Raw genomic sequence first — 17,053 nt, forward strand, 5'->3', positions numbered from 1 at the left:
GCCGTGGCTGAGCAGGAAACGGCTGAGGTAGGTCAGCGCGAAGTTGTCGGATGATGCTCGGTATTACCGGTGGCTCAGCTTGGTGCTGATCCCGCGAAGAACCGTCGTCTGTTCCTCAACCGCCTCGATGAGGCGGATCAGGAGGTCCTTGACTGTCTGCTCTTCGACGGACGACTTCTCGGTAGAGGCGTCGAGGGTCTCAGCCTTGAACGGCTTGATCTCCTCGCCTTGCGCGTGCGCATCGAGAATCTGCACCATCTCGTCCAGGGCGAAGTCTTCCAGACGAACCACTCGGGATTCCTTGATTCCGTGCGTCTCCGCGAAGTTCATGCGTCGAGTCTTGAGGTCGTCTGCGAGTCCTTCGCCACCGTAGGCATTGAGGAGCGCTTGAACGTAGAGGTGACTCGGATTCATGGAACTCAGCGCGGCACGAAGCAGTGCGTAGACGCTGGACGGCGTTGTTACGCCGATGAAGGCGCTCAGGTACTGCAATGAGTGGCTCCCCGAAAGCTCAGGAGTCAAACCGACGCCTTTCTTGAGGACACGGAGTTGCAGATACACCTTTTCGCGCACAGCGGGACTCAGTGCGGCGAGGCCGAGCAATTTTTCCGACATGTGGGTGTACTCCACTGGTCGATTCGGGTGGGGCACGCCACCTGCTCAAAAAATAGACAGGGTGCCGCATCCGAAGACCAGTGAAAGTACGGGTGCTATCGCTAAAGGCGATTGGTTCTATTTATAACACAATTCGGGCAAAAGATCAATGCATACCTAAATGCTACCCCTGTTAAGTAAATGGCTACTAGCCCAGTACCACCGATATTTGGAACGACAGATAACCCGCGTTCTGCCCGACAATGCCGTCGCCCGCGTCACCGAGAAGCGCGCCGTTGTCATGAATAACGGTGTCTTCCGTGCCGGGGAGCGGTACCCCTGTCTTCGGAGTGCCGTTGGTATGCAGCCGGGCGGAACCTCGGACGTAGAGCAGCGTCACCGGGCGGGCCGCGACGAAGTTGCAGGAGTCCCAGACCTGTTGCGCGTTGTCGGCAGAGAGGACCCCGGTGAATCCAGGGTTGAGCGTGCGCTCGTCCGGAAGCGAGAGACGTACACGCGTGTTCTGGAGCTTGGCTGCAACGTTGGTGTCCAGGTTGGGAGCCACATCGTTCCCGATGTAGAGCGAGCACTCGTAGGTGTGGCCGTCCTTTGCCACCAGCTCGTCAGCCCAGCCCTGGCCGTCCTTGGCGGTGTCCTTGCACTGGAGGAAGTTGCGCTCGTCCCCCCAGTACGGGTTGTCGGTGATGCTGTTGAACACCGGGAACGAGGCCGGATGCTTCCAGGCGTACGTCTTCTTCCGCTCCGGCCCCCAGCCCCGAGAGTTGTCCAACTTGGCAGCGGCCGATCCCTTGACGGTGACGCCGCTTGGAACGGTGGCGCTCTCGACCTTGTCGGCGGCGGGGTGTGCCTTGGAACCCGGCGGAATCACACCCGTGAGAATCAGGGTGAAAACGACGACGAATCCGACGCCACCGACAGCCATCAAGATGAACTGACCAAGCCGCTCGCGGTCGGCAGGAAGAGACCACCGACCAACGGCACCGCGGGCGGTCTCAATGAAGTCCGAGTCCTTGGGTTCAGCCGGCGGGGCTGGTTGGTCGTCTGGCTCATCTGGTTTCGCGGGCGCATCTAGGTCGGGGTCGTCCAGGACGACGGGCCCGGCACTCTGGAAGGGGCCGACCTCTCGTTCGGCGGCCCCACGCTTGTCTGCTTCCTTGACAAGGAGGTCAACCAACTCCTTGATCGCGCGCTCCTCGGCATAGAGCTGTGTGCGCCAAGCTCCGTAGAACAGGCCCTCTCTGATGGCTGTACGACGACGATCGCTCACGCTGGTGTGAAGGTCGAGACCGACACCGAGGGCAGCCCGTAGGGCTTGGGCATCATCGGCTCTCTTCTTGTGCTGAACTTCCGTGAGCTGTTCCACGTAGGCCCTCAACCGGATGACTCCCTCGGCGGGATCATCGGTACCCAAGACCTCCATGAGCGCCTGCTCGGCCTTGAGAGTGTCCTCGGTCAGACCGGGTGATGACACCCGAACAGCCTTGATGCTGGCGGTCACTTCCTCGCGCGTGCGCACGCTGTACCCCCTGCTGACCTCGCCGTCTTCCTTACCAAAGTATGCCCGCACCACTGCAACAGCAGTGCGGCTTTGAACGGTGCAGTACTACCGCAGTGACCCTGCACCAGGGGCCGGCGCACCTTGAAGGAGCGGAACCAACCGGGGCCGCTCAGACAAGAAGGAGGCGACGGTCATGGGTGGCGAACTCTCGCTCTTTGGTGGCAGCGACGAACGACGCGGCGGCCTGGCTCCGCGTCAGTCACGCGGTGAGCGCGCGGTGATGAGGAGGGCCGAGACCAACCTCGCCGCCCTCGTCACCTCGGGCAGGCACGAGGAAGTGAAGGCCATGCTGCGCAAGCGGCTGACCGAGGACGCCATGCAGGACGTGACCGACGTGGGCCGCCTGGCCCAGGAGCTGGCGGGCGCCGACCAGTTCCTTGCGACCCTGCTGGTTCCCATCGTCCAGGAGTACGCCCGCACCACCGCGCGTGACATTCGGGACTTCGGCCGGGGCCGGACCCTCTGATGGGCGCCGGGTTCAACGAGGCCGGGCTCATCATCTCGCTCGTCGTCCTCTTCCTGTGCGTACGGGCTCTCTGTACGCCGTCGCGCAGGGAGAAGCGGCGTACGCCGAGACAACCGCAGCGGCTCAGCGAGATGGACCTCTACGCGCTGCGTCGCCAGCGCAAGAACGACGCCATACGGCAGATGCGGGCCGTTGTCCGCGACCACCACAACCCGACTTCCCGGCAGCGTGACCGAAGGGAATGGCCTTCATGAACCAGACCGCGGAACTGCTGGTCGGCCTGTTCTTCGTCTTCGGGCTCCGGGCGCTGAGAACGCCTCTCTTCTGGTGGTTCAACCGACGGTGGCAGCCGAGCGGGAACGCGCGGATCGCCGTTCGCTACGGACGCGGTGGTGCCCAGTGGATCAGGACGTTCTGCGTCGCGGGGTGACCCGTCCAGAAGTACGGCACTTCGGGGAAGGCAGCCCCAGGGCCAGAGCCACCCCACCAAAACGGAAGGGGACGTGTCGTTGATACGTCCCCTTCCAACTCCCCGCCGGCCACGAGCCTAGGTCGGCGGCATCAACGAGAAGGGGCTCGTCGTGAAGAAGGCGCGGAGTTTGCTCCTGACGCTGCTACTCGCCGCCCTGACGATTCGGGTGCTGTGGTGGGCGGTTTCACCGCTCGTGCCGTACCTCGTCAGCGCGACCGCAATCGTGTTGGTGCTGGGCTTCATCTACTACCGCATGACCCGCTGGTAAAGGAGAGGAATCATCATGGCACCGCGGCCCGCCGACCGATCCAGCTTTCATCTGAGCTTCCCGGCCGACCTTGAAGCCGACGTCATTTCGACGTGGCTCCGCTCGTTGAGTGGCACACTCCAAACCGGGCCGCGGCGCCTGCTGGGTGTCCCCAGCGTTGCGTTCGAGGTGCGCGCGGATGAGTTTGGCATCATGTACCGACTCCACGCCCCTCATGGGTTGGCTGACTTCCTGGTACCGCAGTTGCGCACGCTCATCCCCGGTTCTACGGTCACGCCGGCCGGGACGGATGAACCGCTCGACCACTGGACGGCCGCGGTGGAGTTGGGACAGACAGACCCTCGACGCAGCCTCGGCACGGTGAATGCCGAAAGTTTGTCGGCAAGCATCCTGGCGAATCTGCAAGGGCTCGGACGCGGTGAGGCTGTTCTTCTTCAATGGGTCGTCTCGCCCGCGCTGCGGGAACGTCCACCAGCGTTGCCCCGGCAGCGAGTACGTGGGGTGGCAATGCTGGTGGAGAGTGGCAGTAGGTGGGACGAGATCACCGACCGCCGGGCGAAGCTGAGTGAACCAAACTTTCTTGGGCTGCTGCGGGTCGCGGTGAAGGCGCCGACCAATGAGCGCGCCGGCCAGTTGCTTGGAAGGGTGAAGACCAGTTTCGCCAGTGTCGGCAGTGGGACCAAACGACTCAAGAAACGGCTTGGCCGCCAAAGTCAGGCGATCCGACGCGTCACGGTGGCGGAAGCGCCGACACTGTTTCCTATGCAGCTCGCCGCGTCGGAGCTGGCCGCACTTCTCGCATGGCCGATCGGGACGCCGCACGTTGCCGGACTTCCGCCGAGGCGGACGCGTCACTTGGTGGCGGCCGGATCAATTCCGCGTCGAGGGCGTGTGATCGGGCGATCCAACTTCCCTGGAGCTGAGCGCTTGGTTGCGCTCGACTACGTGGAGTCGGCCAAACACCTGCATGTCGTCGGGCCAACCGGCAGCGGTAAAACTGCGCTGCTCGCCAACCTGATAGCTCAGGACATGGAGGCGGGTCGAGGCGTCATCCTGATTGAAAGCAAAGGCGACTTGTTCGCGGAGGCACTGGCCCGCGTGCCAGAAAATCGCGTTCAAGATGTCGTCCTCCTGGACGTGACCGACACCAAACACCCGGTCGGCTTCAACATCTTGCAGGGCAGCCCGTACGTGGTAGCTGCCGACATTCAACGGCTGTTCGACCATCTCTATCCGCAGGACGCACGAGGCGTGCGCGTTCGGCAGGGTTTCTACCACCTGGTGCTCACGCTCATGATGAGTACGGGCTCTACGGAGAAGCTGACGTTCGCGGATATCCAGCCGCTTGGGGTGCCGACCGTTGCTCAGCAGGAGTTCTCAGATCAGTTGATCCGAGGGGTTTCACAGGTTGAGGAGCTGGCCTCGTGGTGGGAAGACATCAAGGGGATGCCGAGGCAAAAGCGAGAGTTCTACTTCAAACCCCTGATGGACCGGACATGGCAGCTCACCTCTCGGCGATCGCTGCGGAACATCATCGGTCAGAGCATGAGTACGGTGGATCTGCGAACCATCATCCGTAAGGAGAAGATTCTTCTGGTCAACCTTGGTCGAGGAGTTGAAGGCAAAGACACGGCCGGGCTGCTCGGTAGCTTGCTGCTGAATTCAGTCTGGAGCACGGTGCAGGGCGGAGCCGCCAACCCAAAGCGACCGACCATGTTGTACCTGGACGAGTTTCAAGACTTCCTCGCGCTCCCCATTGCCCCTGCCGACATGTTTGCGCAGGCGCGTTCGCTCGGGCTCGCAATGACGGTAGCTCACCAGTATCTCGGGCAGCTTGGCCGTGAACTCCAAGACGCAACAGACGCTAACGCCCGCTCGAAGGTCGCGTTCCAATCGTCTGGCGACGAGGCGAGAAATCTAGCTCGCGGGTTCGGCGGCAGTGTGACCGAAGACGACCTCATCAACTTGGGTCGCTTCGAGGTGATCGCGAAGCTCGCTACTCACTCCGGCGTCAGTGCGCCGTTCACTGCGGTCACACTCCCACCGGTAGATGAGACGGGCCACGCCGAAGAGGCTCGCGCAGCTTCACGGGAGACCTACGGTCGCCCAGTTGCGGAGGTGGAAGCAGCGATACAACGCCGCCGCGGTCATCGGCCGGCCCCGAGTCGTTCTGCGCGCAGGCCCCGGTTCGGTGGACCACGGTAACCAACTGGCCAGTAGACGGACTGTAGTTGTAGGCTCGCCTGTTCAACACACTCGGGAGGAAGAATGCGGGAAGTAGAGCAGATGGTGGCCCAGTTGGACGCGCTGCTTATCGAGGGCCAAGCGGTCATCAGATGGACACCGGAGATTCTTGAGGCTCAGCATAATTATGCGGCAGCCCGGACCCTTGCTACTCGTCTGAGCGCAGCGGTCGAGCGTATTGCGCCACCTGACTCCGTCTATACCAGAGAGATTGAACAGGTTGCTACGTGGTCACTCGAAAGCAAACTAGAGCCCATCGTGGCTACTGCTATTGCCCTCCGTGAGGACCTAAATTCAGGGTGGGCGCGGTCAGTCGTGGAGTTGGTGCACGCCGACATCTACTCTGACTACCTAGATATGGCAGATGAGTTGCTGGTGAAGGATTACAAGGACGCGGCAGCGGTCATCACCGGGACTTCCCTGGAAGTGCATGTGCGTGCTCTCTGCGTAAAACATGACATCGATACCGAACTACCAGATGGCTCCCATAAAAAAGCCAACGTCATGAATGCGGATCTAAAGAGGGCTGGGGTCTACGGAAACTTAGAACACAAGCAACTCATAACCTGGATGGATATACGCAATAGCGCCGCGCATGGAAACTACAGTGCGTACGATGCCCAGCAGGTGCGACATTTCATCAATGGCCTCCGGGACTTCATGATGAAGTACCCCGCGTAACGTGCAATGACGAAGGTGAGTTGCCATGTGCCGTAGGTGAACTCCGTAGGCCAGCTGTAGGTGTACGCCTGCACCCGCACTGCGGCTGACCTTGATGAACACCGATACCTATCACCGCATGGTGACCCGAGGAGGGCCGACCCTTGCAACTCACCACCCGCGACCTTGAGATAGTGCGCCTGGTTGAGCAGTTCTCCCAGCTCTCCTCAGTTCACATCAGCGAGCTGGTGTTTGCCGACCGATCGCACAGCGTGCCAGATCGCGTGCTCGCTCGGTTGGTTCGACTGAGTTACCTGGCACGGGTCGGACGACGAAATAGCGGCGACCAAGGCGGGGCCGGCGCCTACGTCTACCAGCTCGGCAGATATGGGCGCGTTCTACTCGACATTGAGAGCCGCCCATCTGCCAACGTCAGTAATCACGCGCTCCTGGTGGCAGATTCCTACGTTTCACTGCGACAGGCTGAGCGGGCGAGCGTTCTGACCGTGAAGCGGTGGGACGTCGAACTCTCCGTTCCTCCGGTGAGAGCCGACCTGTTCGTTTCTCTCGACTTTCCGGGCCAACGTCGAAGTGGTAGCTACTTCCTCGAAGCCGACCTCGCCACCGAACGGCCGCAGCGGATAGTCGAAAAACTAGAGGGTTACTGGCAGGCCGCGGGCGCGAGTGAAGACGAGTACTTCCCGTACGTGGTGTTCGTCGTTGTCCATCCGGGCCGCAGGCAGGAGCTTGCGCGGATAGCTAAGCGACTTCCCGAAGAGCGCCAAGAGATGGTTCGGATTTTCATGCTTGGCGAGCTGATACCTGCGCTCATGAAGCTCTAATGCACTCCCGAACCATTGACAAATTCGACTAATTGTGTTTAATTAGATGAAGGGTTACTCTTCGTATTTATGCCGTTCTCCTTCAACGGATGAACCCGCCCATCTACGGATTAGATTTCTCCTCATTGAAGGTGAACGTAGTGAATACGAAGATAGGTTCAGTTCTGGATTGCCTCGGCCTTACCCTCGTGGTGGTTGGCGTGGTGGTATGCATCTGGAACATGTACATCGCGCCTATCCCTCCCTGGGAAAGCCCCCGGCCCGTACTCATTGGCCTCGGCTGCATGATCGTCGGCGGTGTTGAGCAGCTCGCATCCTTGTTCCTCCGCAACCCCGATCGTAACTGAGCCCTCGCTCCGCTTATGGAGCCCGTTGAGTTGAATAAACTCTCATGTCAACTACGTCAAGGTTGCTGCTTTACCTGAACCCTTGAAGTATCGAGGGCTGAGGCAAGGAGGTTCATTTCAAACTCTGATGGCCTGGTCTCAATTGCGGTCATTTAGCGGTAGTGGCGTCACCTGCCAAAATCTGCTGTGCCTGGCAATATCCGGCAGTCGGAATTACACTTCGCTGAGAAAGGCTACTCACCACTCGAAGGGGTCGGGCACACGATGGACGTACCGAAGGCTCACGCAGGAATTAAGCGCCTTCTTGTCGAGGTAGCAGGTTCCATTGACCCGGTTGTTCTGCGGCGCATCGTGAAGGAGACAGCAGGACACGTGGATGCCAACTATTTGCCGCACGAGGAAACCGCACAGCTCGCCATCACGGCCCGTCTCGAAGAACTGCGACTCTTTCAAGGCGCACTCGCAGAGCTTCTAGATGAGGTCAGCAGCGGTGAACTGTCCGACGAGAACGACGTGATCTCACGTCTTATTGACTACGTGAGTGAGCGGCGGACAACCGTCAGGGCTCTGGCGGAGCGGAAGCCTGATTGAATGACGCGGTTCTAGGGTTGTGGCCGGCTGCGATCGAGAACGGCGGGATCAACAACCCTAGATCATCTTCTCTAAAGTGTTGAGATTGCGGTTTGTCGTCGTAGCTTTGTATTTTGACTTCGACAGTACCTTGCTAAAGAAGGTGTCCGTAGAACCACCCTTTGGTGCGCGCCAGTAGAGGACATTTTCACCAGGTGCGATAGCTTCGACTGTATCGATCAGTTCATTGCCATAGGCGGCCAACTCTTCGATGATGTCTTGCGAGCTACAGAATATGGCATATCGATGCGTCTGGTCATCCGTCGCAAACGGGTACTGTGCGATGACTCTTTCAATAATCGCAGCCGGAAAGAGGAGCGCGTAGGCGTCGTAGTGAAACTCTTCACCCAAGGCTTTCTCGACGGAACTCTTTAATTCCGCTGCGGGCAAAGGGGAGCTGAACGTGACGTTACCTGTTTGCAGGTACGTCTTGATGTCCGCGAGACCCAATCGTTTAAGGCATTCTCTCAGTTCGCTCATGGGCACTCTTATGCCTCCAACGTTTATTCCCCGTAAAAACATGACATATTGCATATCGGTATTGTACTAGAGGATGCTCAAATAACAAGGGTGACCGTCTGAAAGCCGAGGGCGGCAATCCTGCATCATTGAATCGCATGGCTTTTTGGGGCTATTCTCTGACGGCTAAGGTGACGGCTAGTATGCCCATTTTTACCTGTCGGCGACGAACGGCGAAGAGGGTATCTACCTCTGATATACGGTTCGTTAGGGCGCGTGTAAAGACGGTCGTTTCTAGTTCTGGTTCCAGCATTCGGGGGTTCGAATCCCTCCATCCCAGCCAAGATAAGGCACCGCGTAACCTCGGTGTCTTATTTGTTTGGTTGAGAAACTGGTCGCTCGGACTAGTGGATTCTTTACTTTGACGGCTAATTTCGCGGCTATTGTTGCCGTCAGACGCGTCCAATCCCGCTCCCGAACCTTCGCTCTGTTCGTTGGTGCGGGTCGTTACTATTACACCCTCCATTAGTTCCAAAGCATCGCGGCGTGAGCCCATACTGTCATGTTGATAGATTTGCTGAGTGATGGCTATGTTGCTGTGGCCGAGGATGAGTTGTACGTCTCGGGCGGGTACGCCGAGGTTTTTTAGGATCGTTGCCGCCGTGTGTCGCACGTGATGTAGCTTTATGCGTCGAATATTGTTGCGAGCGCAGATGAGCTGAAAGGCGCGTGTAAAGTTGTACGGCTCTATCATTCGTCCAGTCGATGTAGTGAAGACGAGACCCGTGTCTGACGACAGGTGGCCGTACTTCTCGTAGTGCTCAGCTAGTCTCCAGGAGATAGCGTCCAACAATGGCAGATCTCGTCGCCCCGCACGTGTTTTTACCGGGCCCTGTTGGACTTCGCCATTAGCTCGAAACACTTGCTGACGAACATGTATTACCTTGTTGGTAAAGTCGATGTCCTGCCATCGCAGCCCAATAGCCTCTCCGCGACGGAGTCCATACAGCGACACGAGCAAAAATGCTGGAAACCACTTGTGATCCTGGGCCGCCGTAACGAAGTCGATGACTTCTTGAGGAGTCCACGGCTCAATGTCCTTATCCTGACGGCCGGGCAGTTCTACGAGTTGCGCGACATTGCGGGTCAGTAGTTCTTCGCGTACGGCTCGACTGAGGGCCGGGCTTAAGCTCTCTCGTATCATCTGAACTTTGCGTACCGACTTGCCTTCTGCAAGATGCTGATTTAGAAATCGTTGCAAGACGGGCACGGTGAGTCGGGATAGAGGTAAGTTCCCGAGAGAGGGTTTGATGTAGAGGCGAACGTTTATCTCATATGATTCGTATGTAGTGGGGCGCCGGTTGGGTCTAATGACCTCTTCGAGCCAGTAATCTAGATAGTCACCCAGAAGCCAAGTTTTATCCGCCGCCGGTATTCCGCGGTTGCTCTTCGCTTTGGCGTCCGTGAGTTTGGTGTGTGCTTCGGCGCGGGTGGCGCCGTAGACGCGCACCCGCTTTCGCGTTCCGTTGGCTCCAAGGACATAAACCGCGCCCTCCCACCGTCCGTCTTTACGGTGGTAGAGAGTTCCTTCGCCGATGGCATTACGGCGACCCATCAAACATTGGTCTCGCGAGTAAGCTGGTCGAGGAGCTTTTCAATGGCCTTTGCTGGTACTAGGCGCCGTCGTCCGATCTGGATGGTATCGAGCTTGCGTGAACGGATTAACTCGTACAGCTTCCACTTACTAATGCGCAGCCTCTCGGCGGCCTCGCGTACGGTAAGCAGCTCGGGCACACTTGTTGAAGCGTCGTTTTGTTCGTTGGGTTGAGTTGTCTCTGTCATGAATCTTTCCTCCTTATTTAGTTGTAACGTAATCGTCGTTGATTGTGAATGGTCGTGGTGGGCTGCGGCATTGTGCTTTCGTCATCATGCGGTGCACTCTCCTTTCTCAGGAGTTTTTCCGCTGAGAAGTTTGGCTCCTACTGTCAGGAGTCCGACAGCGAAAAGGGCCTGCACCTCGGTGGCGAGCTTCTTCACCAAACCCATGATGTGTTCTTGTCGGCGCTCGTTCTGGACGAGCCACACCACCTTGGGGAAGACACTGAGTCGCTGTTGCTCGACACCCGAGTTCCAGTAGTCGACGTAGCGCGCGTTCTTCTTCTGAATGGTCGGCAGTCCTTCGGTGGTCATGTCGACCTCGACAAAGGCGTGGCGTTCAACGGTGTCTGTGCCAATGCGGACGTAGGCGTCAGGCTTGACGAGAACCAGCTCGCCGCCGCTGCCGGTGAAGTGTCGCCAGGCTGAGGGTTCCGCGTCGAAGGCGAGGAGATCGGCCCCACCTTCGCGGTGCTGCTCGACGGTTTGAACGTAGAGTTCAGCGACCGCGAGCATGTGGTCTTGGAAGTGAGGCTTCGTCTCCCAGACGCGGCGACGTCTGCCACCGGCCGGGCCGCGTACGTCGAGGACGGATTGCCCCAGGCCGCTCAGTCCGTAGATGTAGCCGGACGATCCGGCGCGGATACCGCCGATAGTCCGGGAGAACCTGACAACGACGCCGAGCTTGGTAAGTCGGGCCATCCAAAGTTGCGTGCGCCGCGTGCGAGCGGCGGGCGATCCATCCACGACGAGCAGCCGTTGTATCTGCCGCAGGTTCAGGATGCGTACACGGTGAAGCGCGCCGAGCAGGGACACGTCCCGTTCGCTGAGTCGCCGCCGCAGTCGCTCGACCTGGCCGCCGCTTGAACGAGACGACCTCATCGTGAGGTACCTCGTAACGGTGAGAGTTTCCCTGGCACCTGTTGCACAGGAACAGGGAGGGAGCGACCACCGCGACCAACACGATGAGAAGGCCGAGGCGAACCAGTACGACGAGCCGTCATGCCTGCCTCCGTGGCACCTGCCCTATGGGAGCGTCGGGCGTAGAAGACCGTCCTTGCCAGCGCTTACGAAGCGCGTTGTCGAGCGCCTGGCCGTCCACGCCGAACCGTGCCGCGCTGTCGCGTCGTAAGTCGGTCGAGCTACTGAGCGCCAGGGTGGGCGGTAGAACGGTGCGGACCAGGAACGGCCGGCGGGGCGCGTGGGCGACGAGGACTTGCGCGTACGCTTCGTGCGCTTGGAGCAGCGCGAGATCCTGCGCGCTCAGGTCACCACCGAGCACAGCGGCTAGCGGTGAACCGTCCTCGACGCTGGGGCGGAAGACCACGCGGTTTCGGGCGTTGGCGAGGAGACCGGCCTTCACCTTGGGCGGGAGCTGCCCGAGGTGTTGATGGGCCACGGTGAGCCCGACACCAAGGCCGCGCGCCTGGGCGAACATGTCGCCAAGGTCTACCGGTAGTCGAAGGTAGTTCTGTACCTCGTCGATCACGGCCATGACCGGGCGTCGCTGGGACGCCGGGATCATCGCCTGGCGCTGCATCGCGCCGTAGAACTGCGTCACCAGGAGCGCGCCGATTAGGTCGGCCGTCTCCTCTCCGATGACGCCGACGTTCAGGTTCACCAGGACGATGCGGGGACGTTGGAACAGCTCGTTCATGTCGAACCGCGGAGCGGCCTGGCCGACGAGCCTTCTAATCGGCGTCCGCGTCAGGAAGGCCCGCGTCTTGTTAAGAACCGGTGCTACCACCTGTTGACGCTCGGCTTCTGAGAGCGCGTCGTACCAGGCGAAGAACGGCGCGATCACCAGCGGGTCACTGACTGCTGCAAGGGTGCGACGGCGAAACGCCGCGTTGGTCAGCAGGACCGGAACATCAGCGAGCGTGCCGTGGTCGCTGCGAGCCAACGCGATGAAGGCGTGTAGAAGAACGTCACTACTTCGAGGGCCGATGCTGCGGCCGTACAGCTCGTGGAACAGATGCAGCAGGGTGTCGGCTCGTTGCTCGGCCTCTTCCAGTCGACCGCGGAGCGGGTTGAAGCCGACGACCTCGTCGGCCTGGCCCGGCTCGATGATGACGACGTCCTCGCGCCGTGCCGGCGGGACGCGTTGAAGCACGTCTTCTACGAGGTCGCCGCGGGGCTCGATGACGAGCACGCTCTTACCCGCCTGCATGTCGGCCGTGATGAGCTGACTGAGGAGCGTTGACTTGCCGCTTCCAGTCGGGCCGACGACGTGCAGATGATGGAGGGCGCTTTCCGTCGGCAGCGTGACGAGTTGGTCTGGCTGACTTGGATGCAGGCCGGCGCCGAGCACCCGCTCGGACACCGGAACCTTCGCATCTACCGGCACGAGCAGTTCGGTAGGTGCCGGGTACTGACGGCCTCGTGGGGCATGGAGTGAACCCGTGCCTTCTACCGGCCAGCCGACGACGGCGGCCAGCTCGGCAACGTTCAGGACGCCCGACCACTGCGCGTTGGTGATGTGGTCGAGCTGACGTACCGTGCGCACCGTTGGTCGGGTGATTCGTAGATCTGCCTGCGGAGCGCTGACCAGATGGAGCGCTTCGCCCAATGTGCGCACGATGGCGCTCGCGGCCTCATGGTCAGCAGAACGGGCTGCAATGCGGCCCCGTACTGCGAGCAGGGGTTCGGCGGCCTTCTTGCGCCACTGCTTCTTGTCCTCCGCTGTCTCCTGGGAGGCGGCAACCAAGCCGAGGGCGCGGGGCACGCTAAACGCGGCTAGACGAGTACGGCGCTGCTGCGTCGGTCCGATGACCCACTGCACAACGGCGGACTCGCGCTTGGACAAACCGTTCAAGACCTCCAGCAGACCGGCCGTGACGGCTGCGCCCATCTCGACGCGGAGCGGTTGCGTAAGGCTGGAGGGACGGACCGAGGACGCGAGAGCGGGAAGCGGCCGGGAACTCTTGAGTTCGGGCGAGAGCACCAGGCCGGGAAGTTGCGCCTGGAGCTGCGCGGGCAGCTCATCGCTGATACGTGGATCGACACCGACCAACCAGCGGATGCTGTCGGCTCGTGCCCGCAGTTCAAAGACGACGACAGGTGTTTTCCTACGCCAGCCCAACTGCGGCCGGTAGGCCAGCGGTTGAAGTGCTCTGACAACATCGTCCGGAGTGAGGCTATGAGGGAAATGCACTGCGAACCAGTACAGACCCGCAGGTCGCGGTGCTCCTCGTGCTTTAGGGTTGATAACTTGCTTAACCATAGGCCCCTCCTTTTCGGCGTTACTCTCCCCAAATTTTGGCAGCATAAAATAGGGCTCACGGATTACCGTGGGTCCTAAATGTAGACTTGTCTGCGTTTTAGTGTGGGAGTGGAGCGGCAGTCGCCGACCTATTTGGCCGGTCGGCAGCGCTCCTACATTCCACTATGGGGAACCGTCAGAGACGATTCAATAACTTTTGCGGTAACTACAACGCCGAAGCGAATAACCTCTCCGAAAGGAAGGGGCAGTCAAACATGCGTATGTGTTACACACTAAAGCTCCCTTTTTAATGGTGCCACAAGATAGTTGATAGGTTCAAGTATTGAGATTCCGAAGTATCTGTGTCTCAAAGAACTCCCATCATGGGAGCTCTGTTTGACTCGACTCGGAAGAGTTAGGATCTGTGCCCGCTCTCACTGCCAAGGGATTATTAGGCAAGGTTGATATTGCAAGCATGCGCGGAATGAGCGAATGGAAAACCCGCCGCCTGTCGGCGGCGGGAATCCCGCGATCTGACCGGAGCTGTCACGCTGGAGTGACTCGTACGTCCATGATCTCGTAATGCGTCTTCGCCGTGATGAGCGCGAAGTTATACGCGTCCACCCAGGTATCGAATACGAGACCGTCTTTGACCCACGGGCCGTACTTGTCCATCAGGACCTCGACGCGGTACGACTCCGTTTCGAGAAGGAGCGTTACCAGCTCGCCCGGAACGGAGGTGAGTTTTCCCGTTCCATCCGGCCTGCCGGTGAGAATGGCAGGGCCAAGAACATGGGTGTCGTAGCGGTGGTCTGGCGCGTGCAGCCACAGGAGAATAGTGGCGCGATGATTGTATTGCAGATCCCAGAGCGTCAGTCCCTCATTCCCAATGAGGGAGGCCGGCGGGGAGATGAGGTTGTGTACCTCATAGCCGCCGAGAACGATGTTTTCCACGGCTTCTGTGTCTTCCGTGTCCACCTCGATTTTCGAAATCGGGGTGTCCTCGTCAGGGGGCAGCAAGATGCCAGTAATCATGCGACCACGTACTTTCTCGATCGTGGGACTGATTCACCGGGTCGCAGGGATGCGGCCCGGTGGGCAGCTCACGATTTGTTCTCTCGACATGAGAGAGCCCCCGTTCCGATGTCCCTTGTGGGTCACCAGAACGGGGGTGTTCCGCCTCAACCGCCGGGAGCGGTGGCGGGAGGCGGAGTAGGGGTTACCCGTTACCGTTGCCGTTTCCGACACGGGTACCAGGAACGCGGCCTCGCGTGCCCCGAGCGTTCTTGAGGACATCGGCCATGTTGGGCGCGGCCTCATTGAACACTTCCAGTGCGACGTATACGTCACGCTTGGAGTTGTCCGGCATCGTGACTTCGAGAATCACGATCTGGTCACCGATGTCCACGAACTGCTTGAGTTCCGGCACGAGCACGTCCAGCGCCTTCGGCTGGTCGATAGCCGGGTGTTGCCGAACGACGACCGCAGCGAACTGCTTGTCGTCACCCTGCTTGCCGGAAAGGTCGGAGACCTTCTGACTCACGATTGCCATTTCTGCTCCACTGGTTGGGTAGGTTCCGGGCCGGATTGTTCCTGGCCCTACACCCATTTATGCATTATCTATAGGGGTAGTTCCATAGAGTTTGACCGAACTACAACACCGAAACGAACGCAGAGAATAGGTAATGAGGTACAATGAGAAAGTAAGCGGAGAAATGATTCATGCAAGCAGAACAACCCGAAATGGCGACATCAAAAAAGCCGCAATCGCCAACTGAGATTGCGGAACAAAAATGGGTCGAAGCCCAGTTGCGGAATGCCCCTGAACTCCGACCCACTCAAGTTGAACGTATCGCCACTATCCTTGGCGCCACACCACCTGTAGACGCTCGGGATTAAAGCGGTTGCTGCCCTTGGTGGCTGGCATCAAGACGATGGCCTCGAACATCTCAGCAGCGATGGCGTTCTTCTGCTCGACTTCTAGGTCTGGCCACGTCTCAGTCATGTTGGTTGACTTAGGTTTTGCGTTCTTCTTGGCGTAGGCCGCTCGCTCTTTGACGAGTGCGGCGATAGCAGCTTCTTTCTTTCGTACCTCCGGCCAGATGTGCGGCCCCATGTCTGGGTTGTCCTTGAACTGGGCCAACAGACCTGCTTTTGCCGTATTGAGGGCGACGAGTTCTTCCGCCTTCGGCCACGGTTGTGGTTCCACCTCGATGTGTTGCTCTTCCAGTCGAGCAAGAATGAGCTTGGTGACGATGGCATCAATGGCGATGCCGGAACCGCACGCCTTGCCGCATCCGCCGTCGTTGACTTTGCAGGCGTAGTCGAAGCGGTTGTTCGGCTTGGCGTTGCCTGAGATTTTGTTCCCACAGCTCCCGCACCGGATGATGCGCGACAACATGTACTTCAACTTTCCGATGTCCGCGTGTCCTTCCGGACGGTCGGGGCCTGCGAGGAGCGCCACAACTGAATGCCAGGTGTGCTCATCGAGAATGGCCTCGTGCTGCCCCTTGACCGGGTGGCCTTGGTCGTCGGTGAGATAGCGCGTGTGGTGCGGCTGATCCATCGGACCATAGACGCGGTACCCGACCATGCGCGGCGACGTCATCATGAGAACGAACGTCCTTCGAGACCACGGGTTGCCCTTGGTGGTGAGCTTCCCAGCCTTGTTCCACTTGCGGATGATGGTGGACGCCTTCACTCCGGCCAGGAGCAGACGCGCCGCCGCCCGGATCTGCCAGGCTTCGCGCGGAACGAGAGTGCGCTTGTCTTCCGCCCATCCGAACGCGCGGTTGCCGCCTACGGGGATGCCCCGCATGGCGCGTGAAAGATGGCTATCCCTTAACCGGCGCGATGTGTCAGTTGAGGAGCTGGCGCGGGCGTTCAGGACGTAGCGCGCCGCAGACCGGCCGTTGTCGGTCAGTAGGTCGAGCGAACCACGGATGTCGAGGATGGGGCGGTGGTAGTACTGCACTACCTCGATGGCGTCTTCTAGGTGGCGGTGGTCGCGGGTGAGGCGGTCGATGTCGTAGACGACCGAGCCGTCAACAGCCGTGGTCTTGTCGAACCCATCGGCCGGGGTGAAGTGCGCCGACTCAGTCGACCCCTTCTTGAGGTCGCTGAGCATCCCTTCAAACACAGGACGGATGACGCGGTAGATGTAGCTTCCGTCCTCCTGCTTGATGCGCTTCTTCTTCCACGCCGAGGTGTCGGGCTCGTCATAGGTGCCGACGTACGTTCCGCCGCGCGATTCGACGTACTTGCGACAGAACGCCTCTTGTTCATCGCGGTTGTTGATGTCCCCACCGGTCATCGGAGGACCGGACGTTTCACGGTCAGGGTGGGTTTCGAAGGAGAGCCGAACCAATCCGGCGATGTAAAGGCCGGTCAAGTCGCCCCGTTGGACGCGCTCTAG

Annotated in this window: 19 protein-coding genes; 9 read left to right on the forward strand and 10 right to left on the reverse strand. The window is 59.8% G+C overall.

Features of this window, described 5'->3' with window-relative positions; translation table 11 throughout:
* Window positions 1–63 precede the first annotated feature (63 nt).
* Together AB0M67_RS23260 and AB0M67_RS23265 are read right to left on the reverse strand one after the other, a co-directional pair.
* A complete protein-coding gene (locus AB0M67_RS23260) occupies window positions 64–630 on the reverse strand; it encodes a hypothetical protein (RefSeq protein WP_365748267.1) in 567 nt (188 codons plus the stop codon).
* Between the two features lie 172 nt (window positions 631–802).
* On the reverse strand, window positions 803–2,131 hold the full coding sequence (locus AB0M67_RS23265; protein WP_365748269.1) for a hypothetical protein: 1,329 nt from the start codon (window positions 2,129–2,131) through the stop codon (window positions 803–805).
* 175 nt (window positions 2,132–2,306) lie between these two features.
* Between AB0M67_RS23265 and AB0M67_RS23270 the strand changes: the two genes are divergently transcribed.
* From AB0M67_RS23270 to AB0M67_RS23310, 9 genes are all read left to right on the forward strand, one after another.
* Window positions 2,307–2,639: a hypothetical protein gene (locus AB0M67_RS23270; RefSeq protein WP_365748270.1), complete on the forward strand. Its 333-nt coding sequence runs from the start codon at window positions 2,307–2,309 to the stop codon at window positions 2,637–2,639.
* Entirely contained in the window at window positions 2,639–2,893 is a 255-nt protein-coding gene (locus AB0M67_RS23275; RefSeq protein ID WP_365748272.1) for a hypothetical protein, read from the forward strand. Before AB0M67_RS23270 ends, AB0M67_RS23275 begins: the two co-directional genes overlap by 1 nt.
* Window positions 2,890–3,069 (forward strand): hypothetical protein, encoded by a 180-nt coding sequence (locus AB0M67_RS23280; RefSeq protein ID WP_365748274.1) that lies wholly within the window; start codon window positions 2,890–2,892, stop codon window positions 3,067–3,069. The genes AB0M67_RS23275 and AB0M67_RS23280 overlap by 4 nt, the downstream gene beginning before the upstream one ends.
* A 151-nt stretch (window positions 3,070–3,220) precedes the next feature.
* Entirely contained in the window at window positions 3,221–3,379 is a 159-nt protein-coding gene (locus AB0M67_RS23285) for a hypothetical protein (protein ID WP_158960709.1), read from the forward strand.
* A 15-nt stretch (window positions 3,380–3,394) separates the two neighbouring features.
* A complete protein-coding gene (locus AB0M67_RS23290; protein ID WP_365748276.1) occupies window positions 3,395–5,584 on the forward strand; it encodes a hypothetical protein in 2,190 nt (729 codons plus the stop codon).
* Window positions 5,585–5,647: 63 nt separating this feature from the next.
* Entirely contained in the window at window positions 5,648–6,304 is a 657-nt protein-coding gene (locus AB0M67_RS23295; protein WP_365748278.1) for a hypothetical protein, read from the forward strand.
* 143 nt (window positions 6,305–6,447) lie between these two features.
* A complete protein-coding gene (locus tag AB0M67_RS23300) occupies window positions 6,448–7,125 on the forward strand; it encodes a replication-relaxation family protein (protein ID WP_365748280.1) in 678 nt (225 codons plus the stop codon).
* 89 nt (window positions 7,126–7,214) lie between these two features.
* Window positions 7,215–7,472: a hypothetical protein gene (locus AB0M67_RS23305; protein ID WP_365748282.1), complete on the forward strand. Its 258-nt coding sequence runs from the start codon at window positions 7,215–7,217 to the stop codon at window positions 7,470–7,472.
* 264 nt (window positions 7,473–7,736) lie between these two features.
* A complete protein-coding gene (locus AB0M67_RS23310; RefSeq protein ID WP_365748284.1) occupies window positions 7,737–8,063 on the forward strand; it encodes a hypothetical protein in 327 nt (108 codons plus the stop codon).
* A 57-nt stretch (window positions 8,064–8,120) separates the two neighbouring features.
* Here the strand turns inward: AB0M67_RS23310 and AB0M67_RS23315 are convergent, their stop codons facing one another.
* The 8 genes from AB0M67_RS23315 to AB0M67_RS23350 all read right to left on the reverse strand — a co-directional run bounded on the left by AB0M67_RS23315 (window position 8,121) and on the right by AB0M67_RS23350 (window position 17,029).
* The gene (locus AB0M67_RS23315) at window positions 8,121–8,636 is read right to left on the reverse strand and encodes a DUF1697 domain-containing protein (protein ID WP_365748286.1); all 516 of its coding nucleotides are present in this window, start codon (window positions 8,634–8,636) and stop codon (window positions 8,121–8,123) included.
* Between the two features lie 97 nt (window positions 8,637–8,733).
* Window positions 8,734–10,176 carry a site-specific integrase gene (locus tag AB0M67_RS23320; protein ID WP_365748288.1) on the reverse strand — a complete coding sequence of 481 codons (1,443 nt, stop codon included), beginning with the start codon at window positions 10,174–10,176 and terminating at the stop codon, window positions 8,734–8,736.
* Window positions 10,176–10,403: a helix-turn-helix domain-containing protein gene (locus AB0M67_RS23325; RefSeq protein WP_365748290.1), complete on the reverse strand. Its 228-nt coding sequence runs from the start codon at window positions 10,401–10,403 to the stop codon at window positions 10,176–10,178. Before AB0M67_RS23325 ends, AB0M67_RS23320 begins: the two co-directional genes overlap by 1 nt.
* An 84-nt stretch (window positions 10,404–10,487) precedes the next feature.
* The gene (locus tag AB0M67_RS23330) at window positions 10,488–11,252 is read right to left on the reverse strand and encodes a replication-relaxation family protein (protein ID WP_365748292.1); all 765 of its coding nucleotides are present in this window, start codon (window positions 11,250–11,252) and stop codon (window positions 10,488–10,490) included.
* A gap of 184 nt (window positions 11,253–11,436) precedes the next feature.
* Window positions 11,437–13,659 carry a type IV secretion system DNA-binding domain-containing protein gene (locus tag AB0M67_RS23335; protein ID WP_365748294.1) on the reverse strand — a complete coding sequence of 741 codons (2,223 nt, stop codon included), beginning with the start codon at window positions 13,657–13,659 and terminating at the stop codon, window positions 11,437–11,439.
* 525 nt (window positions 13,660–14,184) lie between these two features.
* On the reverse strand, window positions 14,185–14,673 hold the full coding sequence (locus AB0M67_RS23340) for a hypothetical protein (protein ID WP_365748296.1): 489 nt from the start codon (window positions 14,671–14,673) through the stop codon (window positions 14,185–14,187).
* Window positions 14,674–14,857: 184 nt separating this feature from the next.
* On the reverse strand, window positions 14,858–15,190 hold the full coding sequence (locus tag AB0M67_RS23345) for a hypothetical protein (protein WP_365748298.1): 333 nt from the start codon (window positions 15,188–15,190) through the stop codon (window positions 14,858–14,860).
* Window positions 15,191–15,496: 306 nt separating this feature from the next.
* A complete protein-coding gene (locus AB0M67_RS23350; RefSeq protein WP_365748300.1) occupies window positions 15,497–17,029 on the reverse strand; it encodes a recombinase family protein in 1,533 nt (510 codons plus the stop codon).
* Window positions 17,030–17,053: the final 24 nt, after the last annotated feature.

This window comes from Streptomyces sp. NPDC051662 (genome assembly GCF_040681655.1).
Classification (GTDB): Bacteria; Actinomycetota; Actinomycetes; order Streptomycetales; family Streptomycetaceae; genus Streptomyces.

Bases quoted from the DNA above. Each gene is read 5' to 3' on its own strand.
- AB0M67_RS23305 (WP_365748282.1), top strand. From the start codon at position 7,215: ATGAACCCGCCCATCTACGGATTAGATTTCTCCTCATTGAAGGTGAAC.
- AB0M67_RS23335 (WP_365748294.1), bottom strand. From the start codon at position 13,659: ATGGTTAAGCAAGTTATCAACCCTAAAGCACGAGGAGCACCGCGACCT.
- AB0M67_RS23320 (WP_365748288.1), bottom strand. From the start codon at position 10,176: ATGGGTCGCCGTAATGCCATCGGCGAAGGAACTCTCTACCACCGTAAA.
- AB0M67_RS23315 (WP_365748286.1), bottom strand. From the start codon at position 8,636: ATGCAATATGTCATGTTTTTACGGGGAATAAACGTTGGAGGCATAAGA.
- AB0M67_RS23270 (WP_365748270.1), top strand. From the start codon at position 2,307: ATGGGTGGCGAACTCTCGCTCTTTGGTGGCAGCGACGAACGACGCGGC.
- AB0M67_RS23345 (WP_365748298.1), bottom strand. From the start codon at position 15,190: ATGGCAATCGTGAGTCAGAAGGTCTCCGACCTTTCCGGCAAGCAGGGT.
- AB0M67_RS23290 (WP_365748276.1), top strand. From the start codon at position 3,395: ATGGCACCGCGGCCCGCCGACCGATCCAGCTTTCATCTGAGCTTCCCG.
- AB0M67_RS23310 (WP_365748284.1), top strand. From the start codon at position 7,737: ATGGACGTACCGAAGGCTCACGCAGGAATTAAGCGCCTTCTTGTCGAG.
- AB0M67_RS23280 (WP_365748274.1), top strand. From the start codon at position 2,890: ATGAACCAGACCGCGGAACTGCTGGTCGGCCTGTTCTTCGTCTTCGGG.
- AB0M67_RS23275 (WP_365748272.1), top strand. From the start codon at position 2,639: ATGGGCGCCGGGTTCAACGAGGCCGGGCTCATCATCTCGCTCGTCGTC.
- AB0M67_RS23325 (WP_365748290.1), bottom strand. From the start codon at position 10,403: ATGACAGAGACAACTCAACCCAACGAACAAAACGACGCTTCAACAAGT.
- AB0M67_RS23295 (WP_365748278.1), top strand. From the start codon at position 5,648: ATGCGGGAAGTAGAGCAGATGGTGGCCCAGTTGGACGCGCTGCTTATC.
- AB0M67_RS23340 (WP_365748296.1), bottom strand. From the start codon at position 14,673: ATGATTACTGGCATCTTGCTGCCCCCTGACGAGGACACCCCGATTTCG.